Here is a 22,376-nt window from a genome sequence, read left to right on the forward strand (position 1 = left end):
CAATGTTCGTCTGACTGGGCTGAAGGTGGCAGCCCCGACGGGATTCGAACCCGCGCTACCGCCTTGAGAGGGCGGCGTGCTAGGCCGCTACACAACGGGGCCCTAGCGGTCGCCCGAAGGCGACAGTCACGAAGATTACCAAAGCCAGCGCAGCCTCGGCCAATCCTCTGCGCTGGGGTACTAGGACTCGAACCTAGACTGACGGAACCAGAATCCGGCGGGCTGCCAATTACCCCATACCCCATCGCTGGCCGCGTGCGACCAGCGACTGACAACGTTACCGAACCGGCCGCACGCCGACCAAATCGACGAGTTGACTCGTGCTGAATGCCCGCGTGGGTGGGGTCGTTGACTCATCTGAGAATGCCCGCGTGGGTCAGGCTGCGGGGATGGGGCTGACGATGAGGCAACGGAAGGCTGTGCTGGCGAGCCAGGTCAAGGCGTGGCCGAAGGCGACCAAGGCTGAGAAGTCGACCATTTTGGATCATCTGGTCGCGGTCAACGGCTGGCATCGAGACCATGCCCGCAAGATGATCCGGGCAGCGGTCGCCGGTGTGGACGTGAACCGGCCACGCAGGCCCCGCGAGCCTGTGTTCCGCTACGGACCTGAGGTGATCGACGCCTTGGCGGTGTGCTGGGCGGTGCTGGACGGACCCAGCGGCAAGATCGTGCGCCCAGCGCTGCCGGTCCTGGTCGCGAGCCTGGTCGCCAAGGGCGAGCTGAACGCGACACCCGAAGTCATCGACGCACTGCTGGCCATGTCGGCGGCGACCATCGATCGCCGATTGCGGCCCTACCGGCTCGGGCTGGTCGGCAACCTCAAGGGCCGGTCCTTGACCCGCCCCGGATCGCTGTTGAAATCGTCGATCCCGCTGAAGACCTGGCACGAGTGGGACGACACCCAGCCAGGGTTCATCGAGATCGATCTGGTCGGTCACGACGGCGGCGACAACAACGGCCACTTCCACTACAGCCTGGACGCTGTCGACGTGGCTACCGGTTGGACCGAAACCATCACCGTGAAGTCCAAGGGCGAAAGGATCGTGGCCACCGGGCTGGAGCAACTCGCCCTCCGGTTCCCGTTCGCGATCGTGGGCGTCCACTCTGACAACGGCTCCGAGTTCATTAACCACCACCTGATGAGCTGGTGCAACACCCGTGAGATCACGTTCACCCGCGGCCGCCCGAACCATTCCAACGACCAAGCCCACATCGAACAGAAGAACTGGACCAGAGTCCGCCGCAACGTCGGCTACTACCGCTACGACACCAGCCGGGAACTCGACCTGCTCAACCAGCTATGGCCCCTGGCCGCTGAACTGTCCAACCTGTTCACCCCGCAACAGAAGCTGAAAACCAAGACCCGCACCGGAGCGAAAGTCACCAAGACCTACGACACCGCCACCACCCCGGCCGGCCGGCTGCTCCGTGACCACCCCACCGTCCTCGACGACCAGGACCGGCGACACCTTGACAGTCGCATCACCCAGGCCAACCCGGCCCAACTACGCCGAGACATCGACCTCATCCAACGCAACCTGCTCGAACTCGCCCGCCGCCGCGGCACCATCCTCAAAGCAGCCAAACGCAACCACGTCTACCTATCCCGAACAAAAATGACGCGGGCAAAACGAAATGAGTCAACGACCCAACCCAAGCGGGCATCTTGACATGAGTCCACAGGATCGACGAGTTGACTCGTGCTGAATGCCCGCGTGGGTGGGGTCGTTGACTCATCTGAGAATGCCCGCGTGGGTCAGGCTGCGGGGATGGGGCTGACGATGAGGCAACGGAAGGCTGTGCTGGCGAGCCAGGTCAAGGCGTGGCCGAAGGCGACCAAGGCTGAGAAGTCGACCATTTTGGATCATCTGGTCGCGGTCAACGGCTGGCATCGAGACCATGCCCGCAAGATGATCCGGGCAGCGGTCGCCGGTGTGGACGTGAACCGGCCACGCAGGCCCCGCGAGCCTGTGTTCCGCTACGGACCTGAGGTGATCGACGCCTTGGCGGTGTGCTGGGCGGTGCTGGACGGACCCAGCGGCAAGATCGTGCGCCCAGCGCTGCCGGTCCTGGTCGCGAGCCTGGTCGCCAAGGGCGAGCTGAACGCGACACCCGAAGTCATCGACGCACTGCTGGCCATGTCGGCGGCGACCATCGATCGCCGATTGCGGCCCTACCGGCTCGGGCTGGTCGGCAACCTCAAGGGCCGGTCCTTGACCCGCCCCGGATCGCTGTTGAAATCGTCGATCCCGCTGAAGACCTGGCACGAGTGGGACGACACCCAGCCAGGGTTCATCGAGATCGATCTGGTCGGTCACGACGGCGGCGACAACAACGGCCACTTCCACTACAGCCTGGACGCTGTCGACGTGGCTACCGGTTGGACCGAAACCATCACCGTGAAGTCCAAGGGCGAAAGGATCGTGGCCACCGGGCTGGAGCAACTCGCCCTCCGGTTCCCGTTCGCGATCGTGGGCGTCCACTCTGACAACGGCTCCGAGTTCATTAACCACCACCTGATGAGCTGGTGCAACACCCGTGAGATCACGTTCACCCGCGGCCGCCCGAACCATTCCAACGACCAAGCCCACATCGAACAGAAGAACTGGACCAGAGTCCGCCGCAACGTCGGCTACTACCGCTACGACACCAGCCGGGAACTCGACCTGCTCAACCAGCTATGGCCCCTGGCCGCTGAACTGTCCAACCTGTTCACCCCGCAACAGAAGCTGAAAACCAAGACCCGCACCGGAGCGAAAGTCACCAAGACCTACGACACCGCCACCACCCCGGCCGGCCGGCTGCTCCGTGACCACCCCACCGTCCTCGACGACCAGGACCGGCGACACCTTGACAGTCGCATCACCCAGGCCAACCCGGCCCAACTACGCCGAGACATCGACCTCATCCAACGCAACCTGCTCGAACTCGCCCGCCGCCGCGGCACCATCCTCAAAGCAGCCAAACGCAACCACGTCTACCTATCCCGAACAAAAATGACGCGGGCAAAACGAAATGAGTCAACGACCCAACCCAAGCGGGCATCTTGACATGAGTCCACAGGATCGAGGTCGGACGGCGCGTGCCCTGGTTGAGTTCTCGAAACCTTTCAAGGTCAAGGGACTCGACACGCTCGACCAACGAAGGACTCGACACGCTCGACCGACGAAGGTCTCGACACGCTCGACCGACTGTGAGCAGCGCGTCCTATTTCTCCCAGGGGTCGACGCCCTCGAGCTTCTTGATACCCGGCGTCGTGGTGGCCAACCCCATCCGTCGTCCGATCAGAATCGCCAGGACGGTGTAGACGCCGAAGCCGGCCACGTCCCAACCGAAGTCGACCCAGCCGATCACCTGCGTGGCCTTCACCTGGGCGATGGTCGAGACCAGCCCGGCGTAGGTGAACGCCAGCACGTTGTTGATCACGTGCGCGCCGATGGCGGCCTCCAAGCCCCCGGTCTTCACCACCAGCACGCCGACGAGCACACCGAACGCGAACCGGTCCAAGAACAGCGGAATGTTCTGCGTGCCGTGAAACAGCGCGAACAACGCCGCCGAGCACACCACACCGAACCACGGGCTGCGTGGCGCCAGGGTGTGAAACGCCTGCAGCAGGTAGCCGCGAAAGAAGAACTCCTCGGCCGCGGCCTGCAGGGGCGAGGTGAGCAGAATCACCACCAGGAACGCCCAGAAGTTCTGCTGCGGCTGCAGGGCGGGGAACGGCTGGCCCAGGTGCTGCACGAACAAGAACACGTTGAACACCACCAGTGCCAACCCCATGCTGATGCCCATGTAGCGCCACCGAAACCACGGACGCACCGACGCCAAAAAGCCCGGACGGCGGCGGTGCACGAACAGCACCAACGCCAGGCTCAGCGGTATCAGCGTCGCCAGCGCGAGATGCGCAGACAGCATGCCCCAGGGGTTGTCGAAGGCCGCGTTGGCCCGAAGCCAGTCGATGTACTCACCGCCCGGTCGCAGAATCATCCACCCGATCGAGTTGACCAGTTGGGCCACGCCGATGGCGATCGTGAAGAACATCAGCAGGCCGAGCAGAATGCCCGCCACGCTGCGCGATCGGGGGAACTCCTTGCCCCCCAGCAGAACTTCGTCGTAGGTGACCCCTTCGGGCGTCGACTCGGTGGCGAATCGATCGACCCAGGAGTCTTTCGCGGGTTGCAGCGTCACGTTCAGTTCTCCGCGACCACGGGGTTGGTCAGCGTGCCGATGCCCTCCACGGTCACCGCCACCTGGTCACCGGGCTGCAGCGGGCCGACCCCGGCCGGCGTGCCGGTGAGAATCACGTCGCCGGGCAGCAGCGTGGTGAACCCGCTGACGTATTCGATCAGTTCGGCGATGCCCTGCACCATGTCGCTGGTACGCCCGTCTTGCTTCAGTTCACCGTTCACCGTGGTGGTCACCTGCAGGTCGGACGCCTCGTCCAGGCTCAGGTGGGTGACGATCCAGGGGCCCAGCGGGCAGAACGAGTCGAACCCCTTGGCCCTGGCCCACTGCTTGTCGGACGTCTGCAGGTCACGGGCGGTGATGTCGTTGCCGACGGTGTAGCCGAAGATCACCTCGGCGGCGCGGTCACGCGGAACGCGGCGACAGATGCGTCCGATCACCACCGCGAGCTCGCCCTCGAAGTGCAGGTTCTCGGTTTCGGGCGGGTAGACGATGGGCTCGCCGGGCCCGATCACGGCGGTGTTGGGCTTGATGAAGAGCAGCGGGGCGTCGGGCACCGGGTTGTTGAGTTCGGCGGCGTGAGCGGCGTAGTTGCGTCCGATGCCGATCACCTTGCTGCGCGGAATCACCGGGCTGACCAGCCGCACGTCGTCGAGCAGCAGCCGCTGGCCGGTGTAGTTGACCGGCCCGGCGAGCGGGTCGCCGGTGATGGCGGCGATGCTGTCGGGGTGACCGGCGCCGTCTTCGGCGAGTTCGACGATGCCGAAGGCGGGGTCGCCACCGTCGGCGACGTAACGGGCGATGCGCATAGGCGCAGCCTAACCGGCCGGGGCCACTGGCTCGGTCACGCCCGCCGTTGCCATACTCGGCGGCATGGACAGCTACGACGTCGTGGACCTGATTCGAGCCAAGCGTGACGGTCGCGCGCTGGCCGACGCCGAGATCGAGTGGCTGATTCCCGCCTACACCGACGGTCGCATCGGCGACGAGCAGATGGCGGCGCTGGCCATGGCGATCGTCTTTCGGGGCCTGGATGAGGCCGAGCTCAACGCGTGGACGGCCGCCATGATCGCCACGGGCGAGCGCATGGACTTCAGCGGGCTGCAGCGTCCGGTGGTCGACAAGCACTCCACCGGCGGTGTGGGCGACATGATCACGCTGCCCCTGGCGCCCATCGTCGCCGCTTGTGGCGCGGCGGTTCCCCAGTTGTCGGGCCGTGGCCTCGGGCACACCGGCGGCACCCTCGACAAGCTGGAGGCGATTTCTGGCTGGCGGGCCGATCTCGACCCCGCCGCCATGATGCGCTTGCTCGACGAGGTGGGTGCGGTGATCTGCTCCCCCGGTCCGGGCCTGGCGCCGGCCGACAAGAAGCTCTACGCACTGCGCGACGTGACCGGCACGGTGGAGTCGATTCCGCTGATCGCGTCGTCGATCATGAGCAAGAAGATCGCCGAGGGCACCCCCGCGCTGGTGCTCGACGTCAAGACCGGTGCGGGGGCGTTCATGCGCCGGCGCGCCGACGCCGAGCAGTTGGCGCGCACGATGGTGGGCCTGGGTACCGCCGCCGGGGTGCGCACGGTGGCGTACGTGACGTCGATGGAGTCGCCGCTGGGCCGGGCCGCGGGCAACGCGGTCGAGGTGGCGCAGGCGGTGGACGTGCTCAATGGCGACGGCCCGGCGGACGTGGTGGAGCTCACTCTGACGCTGGCGCGGGCGATGCTCGAAACCGTCGGCATCGAGGCCGACCCGGCCGAGGCGCTGGCGTCGGGCCGGGCGCTGCAAGTCTGGGGGGCGATGATCCGCGGCCAGGGCGGCGACCCCGACGCGCCGCTGCCCGTCGCCTCGCATACCAGGGTGATCGAGGCGCCCCGCCCGGGGGTACTGACCCGGTTGGACGCCCTCGCCGTGGGCGTCGCGGCCTGGCGACTGGGGGCCGGACGAGCCCGCAAGGAAGACCCGGTACAGGCCGCCGCAGGTGTCACCTGGACGGCCGGCGTCGGCGATCGAGTCGAGGCCGGGCAACCCTTGTTCACGCTGCACACCGACACCCCTGAGCGCTTCGAGCGGGCGGAACAGGCACTGGACGGCGGGTGGGAAATCGGCGAGGGACCCGCCGAAGCGGGTCCCCTGGTGCTGGAACGGATCGAGTGAGTCAGACCCACCTGTCGCATAGTGCCACCCGGCGATTCGCCGCGACGTTCACGAACAGCACCCGGTGGCAGTACGTGGGCACCGAGGCCACGTACGAGCCGTTGATCTGTCGGCACTGGTTCGACCAATTGCAGTAGAAGTAGTTGGGCACGATTGCCGTGATCGCCTGCGACGGCGTCGCCGATTGCATGACTCCCCCGCCGGTGACCAGCAGCGCGGCGGCGGTGGCGGTGAGCTTCTTCATGATGTTCCTCCTGCGGTAGTTCCCCGGTGGTGGGGCTGCAACAACAGTCGCCTTCGGGCGCTAAGCACCAGATAAAGGAACCGCTGATCAACGCGCGGTCTTGGTTGAGCTTGTCGAAACCGCTAGCCGCAACAGGTCTCGACAAGCTCGATCAACGGTTGGGGGCGTCGGATGAAGTGGATCTCGACAAGCTCGATCGGCAGTCTTGACGAGAGTTCGACCAGCCTGGAATTGCCTCATGCTACCGAGGGCGAGTCGCCCTTCCGATGAGGACACGCCCGAAATAGTCAGGGTCACTAATACCTGGCAGAGTGGATGGCGGGCAAGCCTTCCCCCCGCCTCGCCGGTGCCCCTCCACCACCCGAATGAAACCTGAAAGGCCCGAAACGCCGCCATGCTGAAGCTCACCGGTTCGACCAAGTCCCCCACCCGCACGATCACGTTCGCACTGCCGTCCGACCACCCGGCCGGCAAAGTGTCGGTGGTGGGCAACTTCAACGACTGGACCCCTGGCGCCGCCCCGCTGAAGAAGCGCTCCAACGGCACCATGAGCACCACGGTGAAGGTGCCCGCCGACTACATCGTGGCCTTCCGCTACCTGGGTGAGAACGACGCCTGGTTCGACGAGCCCGAGGCCGATTTCATCGACGCCGGCGCGAGCGTGATTCTGGCCCGCGCGAGCTGATTCGAGCATCGCTCGCCTGGCCCACCCGCCAGGCGAGCGCGTAGGCCACGGCCAGCCCGCAGGTCATCGCGGTGATCAGTGCCGCCATCACCGGCATGCTGAACGGGCCGGACAGGTCGAAGGCCACCGTTCGCATCAGGGCGAACGGGTCGGCGAGCACGTCCCAACTGTTGAAGCGGTGCACGCGGCCCAGATAGATGCCGATCGCTCCGAGCGGCAGTGCCAGGGCCACCAACGCCACCCCCGCCGTCGACCCGTACCGGACGGCCACGACCCGTTGCATCAGCACCAGGGACGCCAGCCCGAGCGCCAGCCCGGTGGCCGCGAACAGGGCGATGAGTGTGACCTCGACCCACGTGACGGTGACGCCCGGACGACGCAGGTGCACCACGTCGGTGACGATGTAAGGGGCGTTGGGCCAGAACAACAGCCACAGCGTGCCCAGGGGCAGCACGCCGCGGCGTCCGGTTCCTGCGACGAGGGTGGCCGCCACCGCGGCCAGGTACGGCAACCAGGCCAGAAAGAGGTTCCAGGACAGGAACCCGTACCTGGGCGTCCCGGTCAACGCCATGCGCGTGGCCAGGGCACCGATCGCCACCACCGTCGCGCCGGCGAGGCCGATGGTGAGCCGCAGCGGCACGCGAAGCGTCGACATGGCGTCACGCTAGCCGGGGCGAGTGTGGCAAGGCATCCGACCGAGGACCTCCAGTTTCTACCACCTGAGTGCCTCTTCGGGTGGCCACAGGCCCCACGTGGCGCGAGTTAGGAACCGTCCCCAACCCGCGCCATTCGATGCCGTCATGCTCTGCCAGACACTTCTGGGTGCAGGCGATCGACTGCGCCACCTCGGATGTGTTCGCGCTCGCCCACGTGATCAGTCGCGACGCTGACGGCGCTGCTGCATCACCTCATGGATCCCGTTTCATCGTCGGGTGCAGGGCGTCGCCGGCCACCCCCAGTTCGTCCAGCTCTGTACGACCTGAGGTCGCTGGTTGAACCGTGGGAACCGTCCCCTGAACGGAGAAAGCTCGTCGAAACCCCGGCACCGCAAGGGTCTCGACAAGCTCGACCAGCGATCACCAGCGTCTCGAAGTCGAACCCGGAGGTCTTTCAGCGGTCTTGTCCGAGCCGACGGCGGTCGAGCCAGTTGGCGCCGCGGGCCTTGAACGAACCGAGGCCGACGGAACCGCGAACGACGATCAACGGATTACCCCACGCCGCCCGGCTCGGCACCTTGGACGACACCGAGCCCCACGTCTTTCCCAGCCGATCGACCTGCACCGCCCAGCCTTCGGGCACCACCAGCACGACGGCGCCCGCCCCGGGGAGAACCTCGAGGTCGATCAGCTCGCTCGTGGTCGTCGCCTGCAGGCAGTCGAGTCGAACGGTGTCGGCCAATGCCTGCACCTGTAGAAAGGGCGGCACCTGCCATTCACCGGTGCGCTTGGCGCCGGTGAAACCGGCGTTGATCAGCAGCGGATCATGGGGCGACCAGCCGGGCGGGGCGGTGGGGTCGGACGAACCCCGGTAGCCCGCGACCGGGTAACCCTGGACCGGCTGCAACTGAACCGGAGGCGCCGGCGGACGAAGGTCGCCCAGCAGGGCGTCCAGGTCGGCGTAGGTGCGAGCTGCCTGTGCGAGGGCGCTTCGCTCGGTGAGTTCATCGGGGGTCAGCTTGCCGTCCACCGCGGCCTGCTGCAGTTCGGCAACAGCCGCACTGCGCTCGGCGTTGCCGACCCGAAGCTGTTCGTGGGGATCGCTCATGGGCCGATCCTACGAGCCGGGCGCGGGACGACACTTGAGGGGCGTCCCCGAGACCAACCCTGAGACTCGACAATCACCGGCCAGTTCGAGCGACGAGATCCCGGCGTTCGCCGGGATGACGCGATAGGCGCCAACTCTCCGCGTTCGCCGCGATGACGAGATAGACGTCGACTCTCCGCGTTCACCCGCACGACGAGAAAGGCGCCCTCTCACCTCGTCATCCCGGCGAACGCCGGGATCTCTGGTCCGTGACGCTGCTCCGGCTGAGCTTGCGGCGGAAACACCAACGGCCCAGCACCGATCCCTTGGGCACCAACGTGCACGATCGTGGCCCGATCACCACCCGCGATCGTGCGTGTCGTTTCGGGTGTGCGACTCCGGCCTCAGCCGACCGGAACGGCCCGCTTGGTCAGCCCCCAGCGGTAGGCGTCGTACAACGCCTCCCAGCTCGCCTCGATCACGTTGGTGCCCACGCCCACCGTCGTCCAGGTGCGCTCGCCGTCGGTGGTGTCGATGAGGGTGCGCACGATCGCGTCGGTGCCGTGGCCCTGGTCGAGAATGCGCACCCGGTAGTCGATCAACTCGAAGTCGTCCACATGCGCGTAGGCCTGCTTGAGGGCCGCCCGCAGCGCCATGTCGAGCGCGTTCACCGGCCCGTGGCCCTCGCCCACGTAGGCCAAAACCTCGCCGCGGGCGCGCAGCTTGACCGTCGCCTCGGAATCGCCTTCGGGCTTCACCTCATGCCCGGTGAGCACCCGCCAGCTGAGCACCTCGAAGAAGTCGTCGCCCAACTCGAGTTGCTCACGCAGCAGCAGTTCGAAGCTGGCGTCGGCCGACTCGTAGCTGTAGCCGTCCATCTCACGCTGCTTGACCACGTCGGTGATGCGTCCGGCCAGCTCGCGATCGGACAGGTCGTAGCCGAGCTCCTCGCCCTTGAGCTGAATGTTCGCCCGGCCGGCCATGTCGCTCACCAGCATGCGCATGTCGTTGCCCACCAGGGTGGGGTCGATGTGCTGGTAGAGATTGGCGTCGACCTTGATCGCGGACGCGTGCAGCCCGGCCTTGTGCGCGAACGCCGAGATGCCCACGTAGGGCTGCCTGCTGTTCGGCGGCACGTTGGTGATGCCCGAGATGGCGTGGCTGATGCGAGTGGCCTCACGCAGCGACGCCTCCGACACCAGCGACCAGCCGTACTTCAGCTGCAGGTTCGCGATCAGCGTGATGATGTTGGCGTTGCCGGTGCGCTCGCCGTGCCCGTTCACGGTGCCCTGAATGTGCATCACGCCCGCGTCGACCGCGGCGAGCGTGTTGGCCACCGCACAGCCGGTGTCGTTGTGGCAGTGGACGCCCAGGTCGACGCCGATCGCGCTCGCGGCGGTGACGATGTCACCCATCTGGGACGGCAGCATGCCGCCGTTGGTGTCGCACAGCACGACCACCTCGGCGCCGGCCTCGGCGGCGGTGCGCACGCACTCCAGCGCATAGGCCGGATTGGATTTGTAGCCGTCGAAGAAGTGCTCGCAGTCGACGAACACCCGGCGGCCGTTGGCCACCAGGTGACTGACCGTGTCGCGGATCATCTCGAGGTTCTCTTCGAGCGTGGCGTGCAACGCGCGAAACACGTGCTCGTCGTGGCTCTTGGCGACGATGCAGATCACCGGTGTGCGGGCGTCGATCAACGCCTGCACCAGCGGATCGTCCGCCGCTTTGGCGCCGACCCTGCGGGTGAAGCCGAACGCCACCAGTTCGGCGTGGTGCAGTTCGAGTTCGCCGTCGGCGGCGGCCGCGAAGAACGCGGTGTCGTTGGGGTTGGCGCCGGGCCAGCCGCCCTCGATGAAGTTCACCCCGAGTTCGTCGAGGTGCCGGGCGATCTTGAGCTTGTCGGCGACGGTCAGCCGCAGTCCCTCTTGCTGGGCACCGTCTCGAAGGGTGGTATCGAAGACGTGAAAGGTGTCGGGGGCCACCGGCAGACTCGTCATTGCGCCTCGTTCTGGTCAAGTACTTGGAGAAGAACACAAGTCTGTCGAGTCTCCCGCTAGGTCCACTGCGGGGCAAACAATCTCAGGCACTGAGACCTTGCCGTGTCACCTCGTGATCGGCCGAGGTAGACAAGCGACATGGCCACCACCCAGTACCGCGACCAGACCGTGACCACTGTGGGCGAACCCCCCGCTGTCGGCGACCCACTCATTGCCTTCACCCTCACCCTGCCCGATCTCGCCGACTACTCCTCGGACGACCTCGCGGGTCAGCGGGTCGTGCTCAACGTCTTTCCCAGCGTCGACACCCGCGTGTGCGCGTTGAGCGTGCGCCGCTTCAACGAGCTGGCCGCGGGCCTGGACGGCACCACGGTGGTCTGCATCAGCCACGACCTGCCCTACGCGTTGGGCCGGTTCTGCGGCGCCGAGGGCATCGACCGGGTGGTCACGGCGTCGGCGTTTCGCAGCACCTTCGGGGCCGATTACGGCCTCACCATGCTCGACGGGCCGATGCGCGGACTGCTGGCCCGCGCCGTGATCGTCGCCGACGCGGACGGCATCGTGCGGCACGTCCAGCTCACCGAGAGCATCGGCCAGGAGCCCGACTACGACGCGGCCCTCGCAGCACTGAACTGATCAACGGCCGGGCGACCGGGCCACGCATGGTGACGTGGTGAGTCCCGACCGGTACGCGCGGTAGGGTCCAGGCCGTGTCACCAACCCCCGACAGGTCACGAGCCATCGTGCTGATGCTCGGCGCGGCGGTTCTGTTCGGCACCACGGGCACGGCCCAGGCGCTCGGCCCCAGCGGTATGAACCCGTTGAGCGTCGGCGCGGTGCGGCAGTTCAGCGGAGGGCTGATTCTGGCGCTGATCGGCTTGGTGGCGCTGCTGCGACGACGCGGCGCACGTGTCGCACCCGTGCCGGGGCAGCTCGGCTGGGTGCTGCTCGGCGGCTGTTCGATCATGGCGTTTCAGGCGACCTTCTTCGCCGGCACGAGCGCCAACGGGGTATCGGTGGGCACCGTGATCGCCCTGGGTTCGAGCCCGCTGTTCGCGGGGGCGTTCGAGTGGCTGGCGGGCAGCCGTCCAGCACGTTCATGGCTGTTCGCCACGGCGATCGCGGTCGCCGGTTTGGCGCTGCTGTCGGGGGTGCTGGGGTCCGCGCACGCCCTGCACCCGGGCGAAGTGCTGCTCTCATTGGTCGCGGGCGCCGCGTACGCGGGGTACGCGTTCGCCACCGGCACCCTGTTGCGCCGGGGTATGCCGGCGCTGATGGCCACGTCGGCCGTGCTGGGCACCAGCGGGTTGATCGCGGCGTGCGTGCTGCCGTTCGTGGACGTCGGCTGGCTGGCTCAACCACGAGGGCTGGCGATGGCCGCCTGGCTCGGCCCGGTGACCGTGGTGGCCTCGTACCTGCTGATGGGTACGGCGCTGCGCACCCTGTCGGCCGCCACTGCGGTGACCCTGGGGCTGGCTGAGCCGATCACCGCCGCGACCCTCGGCGTGGTGGTGCTGCACGAGTCGCTCGCACCCGCGCAATGGATCGGCCTCGCGGCCGTGCTCGCCGGCGTCCTTATCGCGGGCTTGGCCGAAGCGGTTCGCCGCCCCACCGCGGACCCCCTCTCGTCCGTCTGTTGAGCCTGGCGAACCCGGTGGGTATCGCGCCCTTGCGGGGCCTGCGCAGCTGCAGGAGCGCGACCAGCGCGATCGCCGCGACGCCGGCGATCAACCACAGCAGCTCGTTCACGGTGTGGACGGGGCGACCGCTACACCACGCGGCGCAGCCAGCCGTGCACGTCGTCGGCACGGCCGTACTGCACATCGAGAATGGCCGAGCGAATCTGCATGGTGCGCGGGCCCGGCTCATCGCCGATCACGTGATTGCCCTGGTGAGAGCGGAATTCGGCGACAGGAGTGAGCACAGCGGCGGTGCCGCAGGCGAACGCTTCGACGATGTCGCCCGAGTCGATGCGTTCGAAGATCTCGGCCAGGGTGACGGGCCGCGCCACCGGCGTCAGGCCCAGTTCGCCGGCCATGGTGAGAATCGAGTCACGGGTGACCCCCTCGAGAATCGTGCCGGTGAGCGCGGGCGTGATGAGTTCGCCGCCGGCGGTGACCACCATGATGTTCATGCCGCCCAGTTCTTCGGTGTTCACCCCGGTGCCGGCGTCGGCGAACAGCACCTGCGAGCAGCCGTGCTCGGCACCCTCGTACTGCGCGATCAGCGATGAGGCGTAGTTGCCGCCGCACTTGGCCGCGCCCGTGCCGCCCTTGCCGGCCCGGCTGTAGGCGTCGGTGACCCAGATGTTGACCGGCTTCACGCCGCCGGCGAAGTAGGGGCCCACCGGGCTGGCGATCACCGAGTAGGTCACCTGATGGGCGGCGCGCACCCCGAGAAACGACTCGTTGGCGAACATGAAGGGCCGCAGATACAGGCTGGCCTCCCCACCATGGGCGTCCGGCACCCAGGCGGCGTCCACCGTGACGAGCTCTTCGATCGAGGTGAGAAAGTCGTCGACCGGCAGTTCGGGCAGCATCAGCCGACGCGCGGACGCGTTCAAGCGCTCGGCGTTGCGTTCGGGGCGAAACAGCCAGATGGAGCCGTCCGCGTGCCGGTAGGCCTTCAAACCCTCGAAGACCTCTTGGGCGTAGTGCAGTACGGCGGTCGACGGGTCGAGCTGAAACGGCCCGTAGGGCACCACCGCGTCGTCGGACCACCCGCCGTCCTTGCGCCAGGTCGCCACCGCCATGTGGTCGGTGAAGTAGACCCCGAAGCCCGGGTCGGCGTGAATGCCGGCGATCTTCTCGGGTGTGGACGGGGTGTCGGTGGCGGTCAGCGGAAAGCGCAGCGGCATGGGCAGGACAATACTCGCCGGGCGCCGGACGCCGTCCCGCCGCGCGACGGTCGTGAAATGACGACGGATTTCGAGGCGCTTGGCGCTCAATCAGCGCCGCCGGCGTCAGAATCGGTCGTCATTCCCTGGAACTACGAGCGGACGGCCGCAACCGACGGAGTCCCTGACCTGGCGGGAGTTGGGGACGGTTCCGAACTCGCGCCACCCGGTTATCCACAGGTTTCGTGAGACTCGCATTCGCTGGCCACCACACCTCTCCTAAGGTGGCCGGGTGCCACAGAACATCGCTGTCATTCCCGGTGACGGAATCGGGCCCGAAGTCGTCGCCGAGGGACTCAAGGCGCTGAAGGCGACCGTGGGTGCCGACGCCTTCGACTTCACCCACTACGACTTGGGGGCCGAGCGCTGGCAGCGCACCGGCGAAGTGCTGCCCGATTCGGTGCTGGCCGAGTTGGCCCGCGCCGATGCGCTGATTCTGGGCGCGGTCGGCGCGGCGCCGGGGTCGAAGGCGATCCCGTCCGGGCTGCTGGAGCGGGGCCTGCTGCTGAAGTTGCGCTTCGCGTTCGACCACTACGTCAACCTGCGGCCGTCCACCCTCTACCCGGGCATCACCACTCCCCTGTCGGACGCCGTCGTGGCGCGCGGACCCATCGACTTTGTGGTGGTGCGCGAGGGCACCGAAGGCCTGTACTGCGGCGTCGGCGGCTCGATGCAGACCGGCACCCCGTTCGAGGTGGCCAACGAGGTGAGCGTGAACACCGCCCGCGGTGTCGAGCGGGTGATTCGTGACGCCTTCGAGCGGGCGATGCGGCGCCGCAAGAAGGTGACCCTGGTGCACAAGCACAACGTGCTGGTCAACGCGGGCGGGCTGTGGAACCGCATCTTCGGGGCGGTCGCCGAAGAGTACCCCGACGTGACCACCGACTACCTGCACGTGGACGCCACCATGATCATGCTGGTGCAGGACCCCCAGCGCTTCGACGTGATCGTCACCGACAACCTGTTCGGCGACATCGTCACCGACCTGGCGGCCGCCGTCACCGGTGGCATCGGCCTGGCGGCCTCGGCCAACATCAACCCCACCGGTGAGTTTCCGTCGATGTTCGAGCCGGTGCACGGCTCGGCGCCCGACATCGCCGGCCAGGGCATCGCCGACCCGACCGCCACGATCTCGTCCATGGCCCTGCTGCTGGACCACCTTGGACGGCGTGACGACGCCGCCCGCATCGACGCCGCCGTCGATGCCGACATCGCCGCACGCGGAAGCGAGAAGCGCTCCACCAGCGAGGTCGGCGACGCGATCGCTGCACGGGTCAGCGCCTGAGCACGAAAAGGGGAAGGAACGCGAACACGTCCCTGAACCGTCCCGGTCTGCTCGGGCCTGCTAGCTGCGGCTCCAGAACACCAATGGTGCGCCGAACACTTTGCCGCGAATCCACCACAGGGCCTCGATCAACACCGCACCCACCACGCCCAGCAGCAGCCCGGTGCCCATCGCCGCCCGGTTGCCGATGTCGAGAAAGAAGATGCTCTGGGTGAACGGCCAGGTGAAGATCAGCAGGTAGGCCAGCAGGCTGAGCATCACCAGCCCCACCCGCCACCACCGGTACGGACGGGCCACCACCGCAAGCACCCAGGTGGCCGCGACGATCAGGCAGGCCAGGGTGGCGGTGTAGGTCTGCTGCATGGCCACCGCGCTCGGATCGTCGGTGCGCACCAGCAGGTAGGTGATGAACGTGAGCGTGCCCACCACGATGCCGGCGGGCAGCCCCAACTGCAGCACTCGTCGGACGAACCCGGGCCGGGCCTGCTCGTTGTTGGGCGCGAGCGACAGCAGGAACGCCGGAATGCCGATGGTGAACCAGCCCGTGATCGTGACGTGAATCGGCAGAAACGGAAACTGCACCCGCCACAGCACCACCAGCAGCGCCAACAACGCCGAATAGATGGTCTTGGTCAAGAACAGGTTCGCCACCCGCTCGATGTTGCCGATCACGCGGCGTCCTTCGCCCACCACGTGCGGCAGGGTGGCGAACCGGTCGTCGAGCAGCACGATCTTGGCCACCGCCCGGGTGGCCGCCGCGCCCGAGCCCATGGCGACGCCCAGGTCGGCGTCCTTGAGCGCCAGTACGTCGTTGACGCCGTCCCCGGTCATGGCCACCGTGTGGCCCTTCGACTGCAGCGCAGCGACCATCGCCCGCTTCTGGTGCGGCGTGACCCGGCCGAACACGTCGGTCTCGTCAACGGCGGTGGCGAATTCGACCGCGTCGGTGGGCAGGGTGCGCGCGTCGACGGCGGTGCCCGACACCACGCCCAACGAACGGGTCACGGCCCCCACCGATGCGGCGTTGTCGCCCGAGATCACCTTGAGCTGCACCCGCTGTTCGGCGAAGTACGCCAGGGTTTCGGCGGCGTCGGGGCGAATCTTCTGGTTCAGCACGATCAGCGCCCGCGGGGTCACCGTACCGGGCGCCAGCGGGTCGTCCACGGGGCGCTCCGCTGTGGCCACCAGCAGCACCCGCAACCCCCCGGACGCGATGCGCTCGGCCTCGAGCGCCACCGGCGAACCGGCAGGGGCCAGCACGTCCGGCGCTCCCACCACCCAGTTCTGCGCACCGCGATCGGGCACCACGAAGGTCGCCCCCGACCACTTCTTGGCCGAGGTGAACGGCAGCTTGGCCAGCACCGGCCAGGCCTGCTGCGCGGCCGGGTACCGGGCGGCGATCGCCTGCATCGAGGCGTTGGGACGGGCGTCGGCGGCCACCAGTTGCTGCAACGCGGCCGCCACCTCGGCCTCGCCCCCGCCGTCCACCAGCCGCAGTTCGCCGAACGTCATGCCGTTCTCGGTGAGCGTGCCGGTCTTGTCGGCGCACACCACGTCGACCCGCGCCAGACCCTCGATGGCCGGCAGTTCCTGCACCAGGCAGTTGCGCCGGCCCAGCCGGACGACCCCCAACGCGAACGCCACCGAGGTGAGCAGAATCAGCCCCTCGGGCACCATCGGCACCAGCGCGCCGGCCATGGCCAGCACCGAGCGGCGCCAATCGTTGTGAGCCTGCGTCAACTGCACCACGATCGTGGCCACACCCACCGGAATCAGCACCCAGGTGATCACCTTCAGAATCGAGTTGATGCCCTGGGTGAGTTCGGACTTCACCAACGTGAACTTGGCCGCCTCGGCGGTCAGTTGCGCCGCGTACGACTCACTGCCCACCTTCGTGGCCCGATAGGCGCCCGCGCCCGCCACCACGAAACTGCCCGACATCACCGCCGCCCCGAGCGCCTTTTCTTCGGGGTCGGATTCACCGGTGAGCAGCGACTCGTCGACCTCGAGGTACTCGGCCTCAACGACCGTGCCGTCGACCACGATCTGGTCGCCCGGGCCCACCTCGATCACGTCGTCGAGCACGATCTCGTCGCGCGCGTGGTCGCGCGCCACGCCGTCGCGCCTGATTCGTGGACGAGCCTCGCCCACCACGGCCAGGCTGTCGAGGGTGTGCTTGGCGCGCAGTTCTTGAATGATGCCGATGGCCGAGTTGGCGATGATCAGCAGCCCGAAGGCTCCGTTGATCCACGATCCGGTGGCCAGCACCAGAGCCAGCAACACGGCCAGGATCGCGTTGATGCGGGTGAACACGTTGGCCCGCACGATGTCGGCCACGGTGCGGCCCGAGCGGGGCGGCAGGTGATTGAGCTGCCCCTGGGCGATGCGGTCGGCGACCTCGGCGGCGCTCAGCCCCGGGTCTCGGGCCTGCGTCTGTGTGGTCACCGGGCAAGCCTGCCACACCACTGGTCGGGCCTCGTCACGACCACCCAGGGTCAGTTCGCGTCGCCGCCCGGACGGGCCCAGGCCGGCGGTTCGTAGCTGACGTCGACGCCCGAATCGTTCAGCCGCTCGCTGACTCGGCGCAGTTCGGCCTCGCTCGGCAACTCGTTGGTCAACCGTAGGAACTCGGCCCCGACGTCGATGCGCTCGGCGGGCACCAGCCCGTCGCGCACGATGCGCTCGGCAAGCTCGCCGATCTCGTCAGGGCTCAACCGACGCCGCAGCACGGCCAGCAGCGGCACGTAATCCGCTTCGGGAATGCCCTGCGGGTAGCCGCCCTTGAGCCAATTGACGATTCGCTCGATACGAGACATGAACTCCGGGCCTCAACCCTTCTGGTCAGTCGTCGCCTCCACCGGCGTCGATTGCAGCGGCCACCCACCCTCGGCCAGCCTGCTCGCGACGCGCCGAATGTCGGTGTCCGACGGTTCCTCCAACGCGGTTTCGCGAATCAGTGTACGGATCTCGTCATCACTGACAGAAGAGCCACGGGTCTCGCGCAGGCGGTGGGCCAGTTGCTCGACCTCGTCAGCGGTCAGCGTACGCTGCAGAATGCCCAGCAGCGCCACGTAGTCGTGTTGCGGCACACCCTCGGGGTAGCCGGCGCGCAGCCAGTGCAGGATTCGCTCCAACAGACCGCCCCGATCGCCCATGACGTGCCCCCGCTACTACTTCTTGATGAACGTCGGAAAGACGTGCTCGAACGACACCTTGTAGCCGAACCCCGACGAGATGATGATCGCCAGGCCCACGGCGATGACGGCCAGCACCAGGGCGAAGCAGAGCCAGGCCACGATCTTCATGGCGGGTTTGCCCGCCTCTCCGGTCACCTCGGCCGCGCCTCCGGCGCCGACCGCGAGAGCGCGCACACCGAAGGCGAAGAGGGCGGGCAGGCCGGCCCCGACCAGAATCGAGATGGCCACGACCTGGCCGATCGCATTACCGAACAGTTGCAACATGTCGTGTTCTCCTTCAGGCCTTCGTGCTCACGGTTTCGGTGTCGGCGACGGACGCGCCCGGCTTCACTTCGCTGTGCCACTCGTCGTTGACGTTGCCGGCGTGCACGGCGCTCTTGCGCGAGTGCGCCATCATCCAGCCGGTCAGGCCGAGCAGAATCGCGAACACCACCAGGGGGCCGCCGTAGCCGGGAATGCTGTCGCCCAGCCAGAAGCACAGGGCACCGACGATGCCGGCGGCCGGCAGGGTGATCAGCCAGGCCAGCGCCATGCGTCCGGCCACGCCCCAGCGCACCTCGGCGCCGCGGCGTCCGAGACCTGTACCCAGAATCGAACCGGTGGCCACATGGGTGGTCGACAGGGCGAAGCCCAGGTGGCTCGAGGTGAGAATGACCGCGGCCGATGACGCCTCGGCCGCCATGCCCTGCGGCGAACTGATCTCGACCAGGCCCTTGCCCAGCGTGCGAATGATGCGCCAGCCGCCCATGTAGGTGCCGGCGGCGATCGCGACCGCACAGGCCACCTTGACCCACAGCGGAACGGTGGTGGTGTCGGTCTGCACGCCGTAGGCGATCAGGCCAAGGGTGATGACGCCCATCGTCTTCTGCGCGTCGTTGGTGCCGTGGGCCAGCGACACCAGGCTCGCGGTGCCGATCTGACCCCACCGGAAGCCCCCCTCGGCGTAGCGCTCGGCCACGCCCGCGGTGATGCGGTAGACCAGCCAGGTGCCGATGGTGGCGACCAGGGCGGCGACCGCCGGCGAGGCGAAGGCGGGCAGAATGACCTTGCCGACCACGCCGTCCAGTTTGGTGCCGTCACCCATCCAGTTCACGCCCGCGAACCCCAGTGCCGCGGCGGTCGAGCCGATCAGGCCGCCGAAGAGCGCGTGCGACGAACTGGACGGCAGGCCGAGCAGCCAGGTGAGCAGGTTCCACAGAATGCCGCCGATGAGCCCACAGAAGACGATCATCAGCAGTTCGTGGCCGTTGTTGACCATCAGTTCGGGGTTCGGAGCCCCCGACGAGGTCTGCAGCTTGACCACCGCGTTGGTCACGGTGAGCGCGACCTCGACCGACAGGAACGCGCCGACCAGGTTGAGGATGGCCGAGAGCGCGACGGCGGTCTTCGGTTTCAGGGCGCCGGTGGCGATGGAGGTGGCCATGGCGTTGGCGGTGTCGTGAAAGCCATTGGTGAAGTCGAACGCAATGGCCGTGCCGATCACCAGGATCAGCAACATCAATTCAAGGTTCACGATCAAAGCGTGGGTGCCGTTGGTGAACGAGCGCTGTGAGCAAGGTGAACAACAGGTGTACGAGCGCTGTGTATTGGCCGAACTCGAGCCGCCGGTTGCCGAGCCGACGCCGGCTCGTCGCGCGGGTCGAGGCTGCGAAAAGTCGGCGCTCCAACCCGTGCCCGCTCGTCGGATTACGTCCGATTTCAGGGGCGTCCACGCTCAGTGAGCGTGGACCACCCCACGATCGGACGTAATCTCACGACACTGCGCGCCGATCGCTCGGCGCAAACCCCCGACGGCCTCGGTGGTGCCGCATCGGTGGGTGGACGCGCCCCACCCAAGATCCCGATCAGCGAGCCAGAGGAGCCACATGCCAACCCCAGTCAGCCCGCCGGCGGGACGCCCCGCCCTCGCCCACCCGGCCTATGAGCTGTTCGCGGCGGCTCTGTCGCTGCTGGCCATCGTGAACGTGGTGCTCTACCTGCTGATTCCCGACCCGGCGCTCGACACGATCCTGGCCGTGATGAACGGCTTGTTCAGCGTGATCTTTCTGCTGGACTTTCTGTACCGAGCCCGTCATGCCGAGTCGTTCGGCACCTACTTCGTGCGCGGCTTCGGGTGGGCAGACCTGCTGTCGTGCCTGCCGGTTCCTCAGCTGAAGCTGCTGCGCCTGTTTCGGCTCTACGGGGTGGGCCGGCGGTTGCGGGCTGCCGGCGGCACGCTCACCTGGGCCGGCCTGCGGCGCGAGTAGGCCAGCAGCGCCCTGCTGTCGCTGCTGTTGATGGGCGTGCTGGTGCTCGAGTTCGGCAGTCTGCTGGTGCTGCACTTCGAACAGCGGGCGCCTGGCGCCTCGATCGCCACCGGCTCGGACGCCCTGTGGTACACCCTGGTCACCATCGCAACCGTCGGCCACGGCGACGAGTACCCGGTGACCGATCTGGGCCGGCTGGTCGGCGTCGTCATCATCGCACCGGCGTCGGCATCTTCGGCACCCTCGCCGGTTACCTGGCCGACCTGTTTCTGGCCAACCGCCGCCGGCATTCGCTCATGACGCACGAGCGGGCCAGCGCCACCCTGGCCCTCGACACTCCCCCAGCCGGCTCGCCACCCGAAGAACCGGACGCCTCGCCGGCCGGCGTCCCCGACCGCACCCGTCGGCTGCAGCAGCTGCGCGCCCAGTCGCAGGCCATGGTGACCGAGTTGCAGGCGCTGCTTCGGGAGGCGTCGGACGACACTGGGCGAGGGTCCGAGTAGCGAGCGTCCCGTGGAAGAGGGAGGGTCTCGACGAGCTCGACCAGCGGCGGGTCTCGACAAGCTCGACAACAGAGGTCTCGACGAGCTCGACCAACAGAGGTCCCGATGAGCTCGACCGGTGATCTGGACGGCAGAACGGGCGCCCGTCCCTTGTGGGGACTGACGCCCGTTCCTCATGCGCCCCGGGTGCGAAGGCGCAGGTCTCATCAGCGCGCGGCGGTGCCTTCGACGTAGTCGTCGTCGTGGCTCTTCACCCACGCCATCAGGCCGCGCAGTTCGCGACCGGTGGCCTCGATCGGGTGCGACTCGCCCTCGGCCCGCAGCTTCTTGAACTCGGGCGCACCGGCGTCCTGGTCGTCGATGAATCGCTTGGCGAACGCGCCCGACTGCACGTCGGCCAGCACGGCCTTCATGTTCTCTTTGACGCGCGGGTCGATCACCCGCGGCCCCGACACGTAGTCGCCGAACTCGGCGGTGTCAGACACGCTCCAGCGCTGCTTGGCGATGCCGCCCTCGTACATCAGGTCGACGATCAGCTTGAGCTCGTGCAGGCACTCGAAGTAGGCCACCTCGGGCTGGTAGCCGGCCTCGGTGAGCACTTCGAAACCGGTCTGCACCAGCTTCGACACGCCACCGCACAGTACGGCCTGCTCGCCGAACAGGTCGGTTTCGGTCTCTTCGGTGAAGGTGGTCTTGATGCCGCCGGCGCGCAGGCCGCCGATGGCCTTCGCGTAGCTAAGTGTCAGCGGCCAGGCCTCGCCCGAGGCGTCCACCTCGACCGCGACGATCACCGGCACACCGCGACCCTCGGAGTACTCACGGCGCACCAGGTGGCCGGGGCCCTTGGGGGCGACCATGCAGACGTCCACACCCTCGGGCGCGGTGATGTAACCGAAGCGAATGTTGAAGCCGTGCGCGAAGAAGAGCGCGTCACCCTCTTGCAGGTTGGGCGCGATCTCTTCGGCGTAGATGGTGCGCTGGTACTGGTCGGGCGCCAGAATCATGATCAGGTCGGCCTCGGCTGCCGCTTCGGCAACGGGCAGCACCCGCAGCCCCTCGGCCTCGGCCTTCGCCGCCGACGCCGAGCCGGGCCGCAGGCCGACCCGGACGTCCACGCCCGAATCGCGCAGCGACAGTGCGTGCGCGTGCCCCTGGGAGCCGTAGCCGATCACCGCGACCACCCGGTTCTGAATGATCGAGAGGTCGGCGTCGTCGTCGTAGAACATCTCTGCCATGTGTCT

23 protein-coding genes and 2 tRNA genes are annotated in these 22,376 nt (G+C 67.6%); 10 read left to right on the forward strand and 15 right to left on the reverse strand.

Going from position 1 to position 22,376, the window contains the following annotated elements:
• Positions 1-26: 26 nt before the first annotated feature.
• Both MPLG2_RS07655 and MPLG2_RS07660 read right to left on the reverse strand, forming a co-directional pair.
• Positions 27-102 (reverse strand) — tRNA-Glu (locus MPLG2_RS07655).
• Positions 103-172: 70 nt separating this feature from the next.
• Positions 173-244, reverse strand: a tRNA-Gln gene (locus tag MPLG2_RS07660).
• A 157-nt stretch (positions 245-401) separates the two neighbouring features.
• On the opposite strand from MPLG2_RS07660, the gene MPLG2_RS07665 reads away from it, so the two are divergent.
• Both MPLG2_RS07665 and MPLG2_RS07670 read left to right on the forward strand, forming a co-directional pair.
• Complete coding sequence (locus tag MPLG2_RS07665) at positions 402-1,670, forward strand: integrase catalytic domain-containing protein (protein ID WP_105187409.1); 1,269 nt, start codon at positions 402-404, stop codon at positions 1,668-1,670.
• A 111-nt stretch (positions 1,671-1,781) separates the two neighbouring features.
• Positions 1,782-3,050, forward strand: coding sequence for an integrase catalytic domain-containing protein (locus MPLG2_RS07670; RefSeq protein WP_105187409.1), 1,269 nt, complete (start codon positions 1,782-1,784; stop codon positions 3,048-3,050).
• A 157-nt stretch (positions 3,051-3,207) separates the two neighbouring features.
• Here the strand turns inward: MPLG2_RS07670 and MPLG2_RS07675 are convergent, their stop codons facing one another.
• Positions 3,208-4,188 carry a CPBP family intramembrane glutamic endopeptidase gene (locus tag MPLG2_RS07675; RefSeq protein WP_105185617.1) on the reverse strand — a complete coding sequence of 327 codons (981 nt, stop codon included), beginning with the start codon at positions 4,186-4,188 and terminating at the stop codon, positions 3,208-3,210.
• A gap of 2 nt (positions 4,189-4,190) precedes the next feature.
• Entirely contained in the window at positions 4,191-4,994 is an 804-nt protein-coding gene (locus tag MPLG2_RS07680; protein ID WP_105185618.1) for a fumarylacetoacetate hydrolase family protein, read from the reverse strand.
• Positions 4,995-5,058: 64 nt separating this feature from the next.
• Between MPLG2_RS07680 and MPLG2_RS07685 the strand changes: the two genes are divergently transcribed.
• Positions 5,059-6,336, forward strand: a complete 1,278-nt coding sequence (locus MPLG2_RS07685; RefSeq protein ID WP_105185619.1) for a thymidine phosphorylase — start codon at positions 5,059-5,061, stop codon at positions 6,334-6,336.
• A 1-nt stretch (position 6,337) separates the two neighbouring features.
• Here the strand turns inward: MPLG2_RS07685 and MPLG2_RS07690 are convergent, their stop codons facing one another.
• Positions 6,338-6,580 carry a hypothetical protein gene (locus MPLG2_RS07690; protein WP_105185620.1) on the reverse strand — a complete coding sequence of 81 codons (243 nt, stop codon included), beginning with the start codon at positions 6,578-6,580 and terminating at the stop codon, positions 6,338-6,340.
• A 394-nt stretch (positions 6,581-6,974) separates the two neighbouring features.
• On the opposite strand from MPLG2_RS07690, the gene MPLG2_RS07695 reads away from it, so the two are divergent.
• Complete coding sequence (locus MPLG2_RS07695; RefSeq protein WP_105185621.1) at positions 6,975-7,265, forward strand: isoamylase early set domain-containing protein; 291 nt, start codon at positions 6,975-6,977, stop codon at positions 7,263-7,265.
• Here MPLG2_RS07695 and MPLG2_RS07700 read toward each other — a convergent pair.
• From MPLG2_RS07700 to cimA, 3 genes are all read right to left on the reverse strand, one after another.
• Entirely contained in the window at positions 7,222-7,920 is a 699-nt protein-coding gene (locus MPLG2_RS07700; RefSeq protein ID WP_105185622.1) for a DUF1361 domain-containing protein, read from the reverse strand. The genes MPLG2_RS07695 and MPLG2_RS07700 overlap by 44 nt on opposite strands.
• 455 nt (positions 7,921-8,375) lie before the next feature.
• Positions 8,376-9,029 (reverse strand): DUF1707 SHOCT-like domain-containing protein, encoded by a 654-nt coding sequence (locus MPLG2_RS07705; protein WP_105185623.1) that lies wholly within the window; start codon positions 9,027-9,029, stop codon positions 8,376-8,378.
• Between the two features lie 383 nt (positions 9,030-9,412).
• Positions 9,413-11,008 carry a citramalate synthase gene (gene cimA / locus MPLG2_RS07710; protein ID WP_105185624.1) on the reverse strand — a complete coding sequence of 532 codons (1,596 nt, stop codon included), beginning with the start codon at positions 11,006-11,008 and terminating at the stop codon, positions 9,413-9,415.
• 138 nt (positions 11,009-11,146) lie between these two features.
• Between cimA and tpx the strand changes: the two genes are divergently transcribed.
• Positions 11,147-11,644, forward strand: a complete 498-nt coding sequence (tpx, locus tag MPLG2_RS07715; protein ID WP_105185625.1) for a thiol peroxidase — start codon at positions 11,147-11,149, stop codon at positions 11,642-11,644.
• 74 nt (positions 11,645-11,718) lie between these two features.
• A complete protein-coding gene (locus tag MPLG2_RS07720; RefSeq protein ID WP_158680964.1) occupies positions 11,719-12,648 on the forward strand; it encodes an EamA family transporter in 930 nt (309 codons plus the stop codon).
• A 128-nt stretch (positions 12,649-12,776) separates the two neighbouring features.
• Here the strand turns inward: MPLG2_RS07720 and MPLG2_RS07725 are convergent, their stop codons facing one another.
• The gene (locus MPLG2_RS07725; RefSeq protein ID WP_105185627.1) at positions 12,777-13,865 is read right to left on the reverse strand and encodes a branched-chain amino acid aminotransferase; all 1,089 of its coding nucleotides are present in this window, start codon (positions 13,863-13,865) and stop codon (positions 12,777-12,779) included.
• 271 nt (positions 13,866-14,136) lie between these two features.
• Here MPLG2_RS07725 and MPLG2_RS07730 point away from each other — a divergent pair, with 271 nt between their 5' ends.
• Entirely contained in the window at positions 14,137-15,189 is a 1,053-nt protein-coding gene (locus MPLG2_RS07730) for a 3-isopropylmalate dehydrogenase (protein ID WP_105185628.1), read from the forward strand.
• A 60-nt stretch (positions 15,190-15,249) separates the two neighbouring features.
• Here the strand turns inward: MPLG2_RS07730 and MPLG2_RS07735 are convergent, their stop codons facing one another.
• Genes MPLG2_RS07735 through MPLG2_RS07755 form a run of 5 tightly spaced genes read right to left on the reverse strand, consistent with a single transcriptional unit; the run spans position 15,250 to position 19,899 of the window.
• A complete protein-coding gene (locus MPLG2_RS07735; protein ID WP_105187547.1) occupies positions 15,250-17,634 on the reverse strand; it encodes an HAD-IC family P-type ATPase in 2,385 nt (794 codons plus the stop codon).
• A gap of 50 nt (positions 17,635-17,684) precedes the next feature.
• Positions 17,685-18,005 carry a DUF3349 domain-containing protein gene (locus tag MPLG2_RS07740; RefSeq protein ID WP_105185629.1) on the reverse strand — a complete coding sequence of 107 codons (321 nt, stop codon included), beginning with the start codon at positions 18,003-18,005 and terminating at the stop codon, positions 17,685-17,687.
• Between the two features lie 12 nt (positions 18,006-18,017).
• On the reverse strand, positions 18,018-18,344 hold the full coding sequence (locus tag MPLG2_RS07745) for a DUF3349 domain-containing protein (RefSeq protein WP_105185630.1): 327 nt from the start codon (positions 18,342-18,344) through the stop codon (positions 18,018-18,020).
• A gap of 15 nt (positions 18,345-18,359) precedes the next feature.
• Positions 18,360-18,650: a hypothetical protein gene (locus tag MPLG2_RS07750; RefSeq protein ID WP_105185631.1), complete on the reverse strand. Its 291-nt coding sequence runs from the start codon at positions 18,648-18,650 to the stop codon at positions 18,360-18,362.
• Positions 18,651-18,663: 13 nt separating this feature from the next.
• Positions 18,664-19,899 carry an inorganic phosphate transporter gene (locus MPLG2_RS07755; protein WP_197710118.1) on the reverse strand — a complete coding sequence of 412 codons (1,236 nt, stop codon included), beginning with the start codon at positions 19,897-19,899 and terminating at the stop codon, positions 18,664-18,666.
• Between the two features lie 352 nt (positions 19,900-20,251).
• Here MPLG2_RS07755 and MPLG2_RS07760 point away from each other — a divergent pair, with 352 nt between their 5' ends.
• From MPLG2_RS07760 to MPLG2_RS07770, 3 genes are read left to right on the forward strand one after another with little or no spacing between them, the layout of a single operon-like run.
• Complete coding sequence (locus MPLG2_RS07760) at positions 20,252-20,632, forward strand: ion transporter (RefSeq protein WP_105185632.1); 381 nt, start codon at positions 20,252-20,254, stop codon at positions 20,630-20,632.
• 30 nt (positions 20,633-20,662) lie between these two features.
• The gene (locus MPLG2_RS07765) at positions 20,663-20,932 is read left to right on the forward strand and encodes a potassium channel family protein (RefSeq protein WP_105185633.1); all 270 of its coding nucleotides are present in this window, start codon (positions 20,663-20,665) and stop codon (positions 20,930-20,932) included.
• A complete protein-coding gene (locus MPLG2_RS07770) occupies positions 20,929-21,135 on the forward strand; it encodes a hypothetical protein (RefSeq protein WP_105185634.1) in 207 nt (68 codons plus the stop codon). The genes MPLG2_RS07765 and MPLG2_RS07770 overlap by 4 nt, the downstream gene beginning before the upstream one ends.
• Positions 21,136-21,341: 206 nt before the next feature.
• Here MPLG2_RS07770 and ilvC read toward each other — a convergent pair whose 3' ends face one another.
• Positions 21,342-22,370, reverse strand: coding sequence for a ketol-acid reductoisomerase (gene ilvC, locus MPLG2_RS07775; protein WP_105185635.1), 1,029 nt, complete (start codon positions 22,368-22,370; stop codon positions 21,342-21,344).
• Positions 22,371-22,376 lie beyond the last annotated feature (6 nt).

This window comes from Micropruina glycogenica, from assembly GCF_900289045.1.
Classification (GTDB): domain Bacteria; phylum Actinomycetota; class Actinomycetes; order Propionibacteriales; family Propionibacteriaceae; genus Micropruina; species Micropruina glycogenica.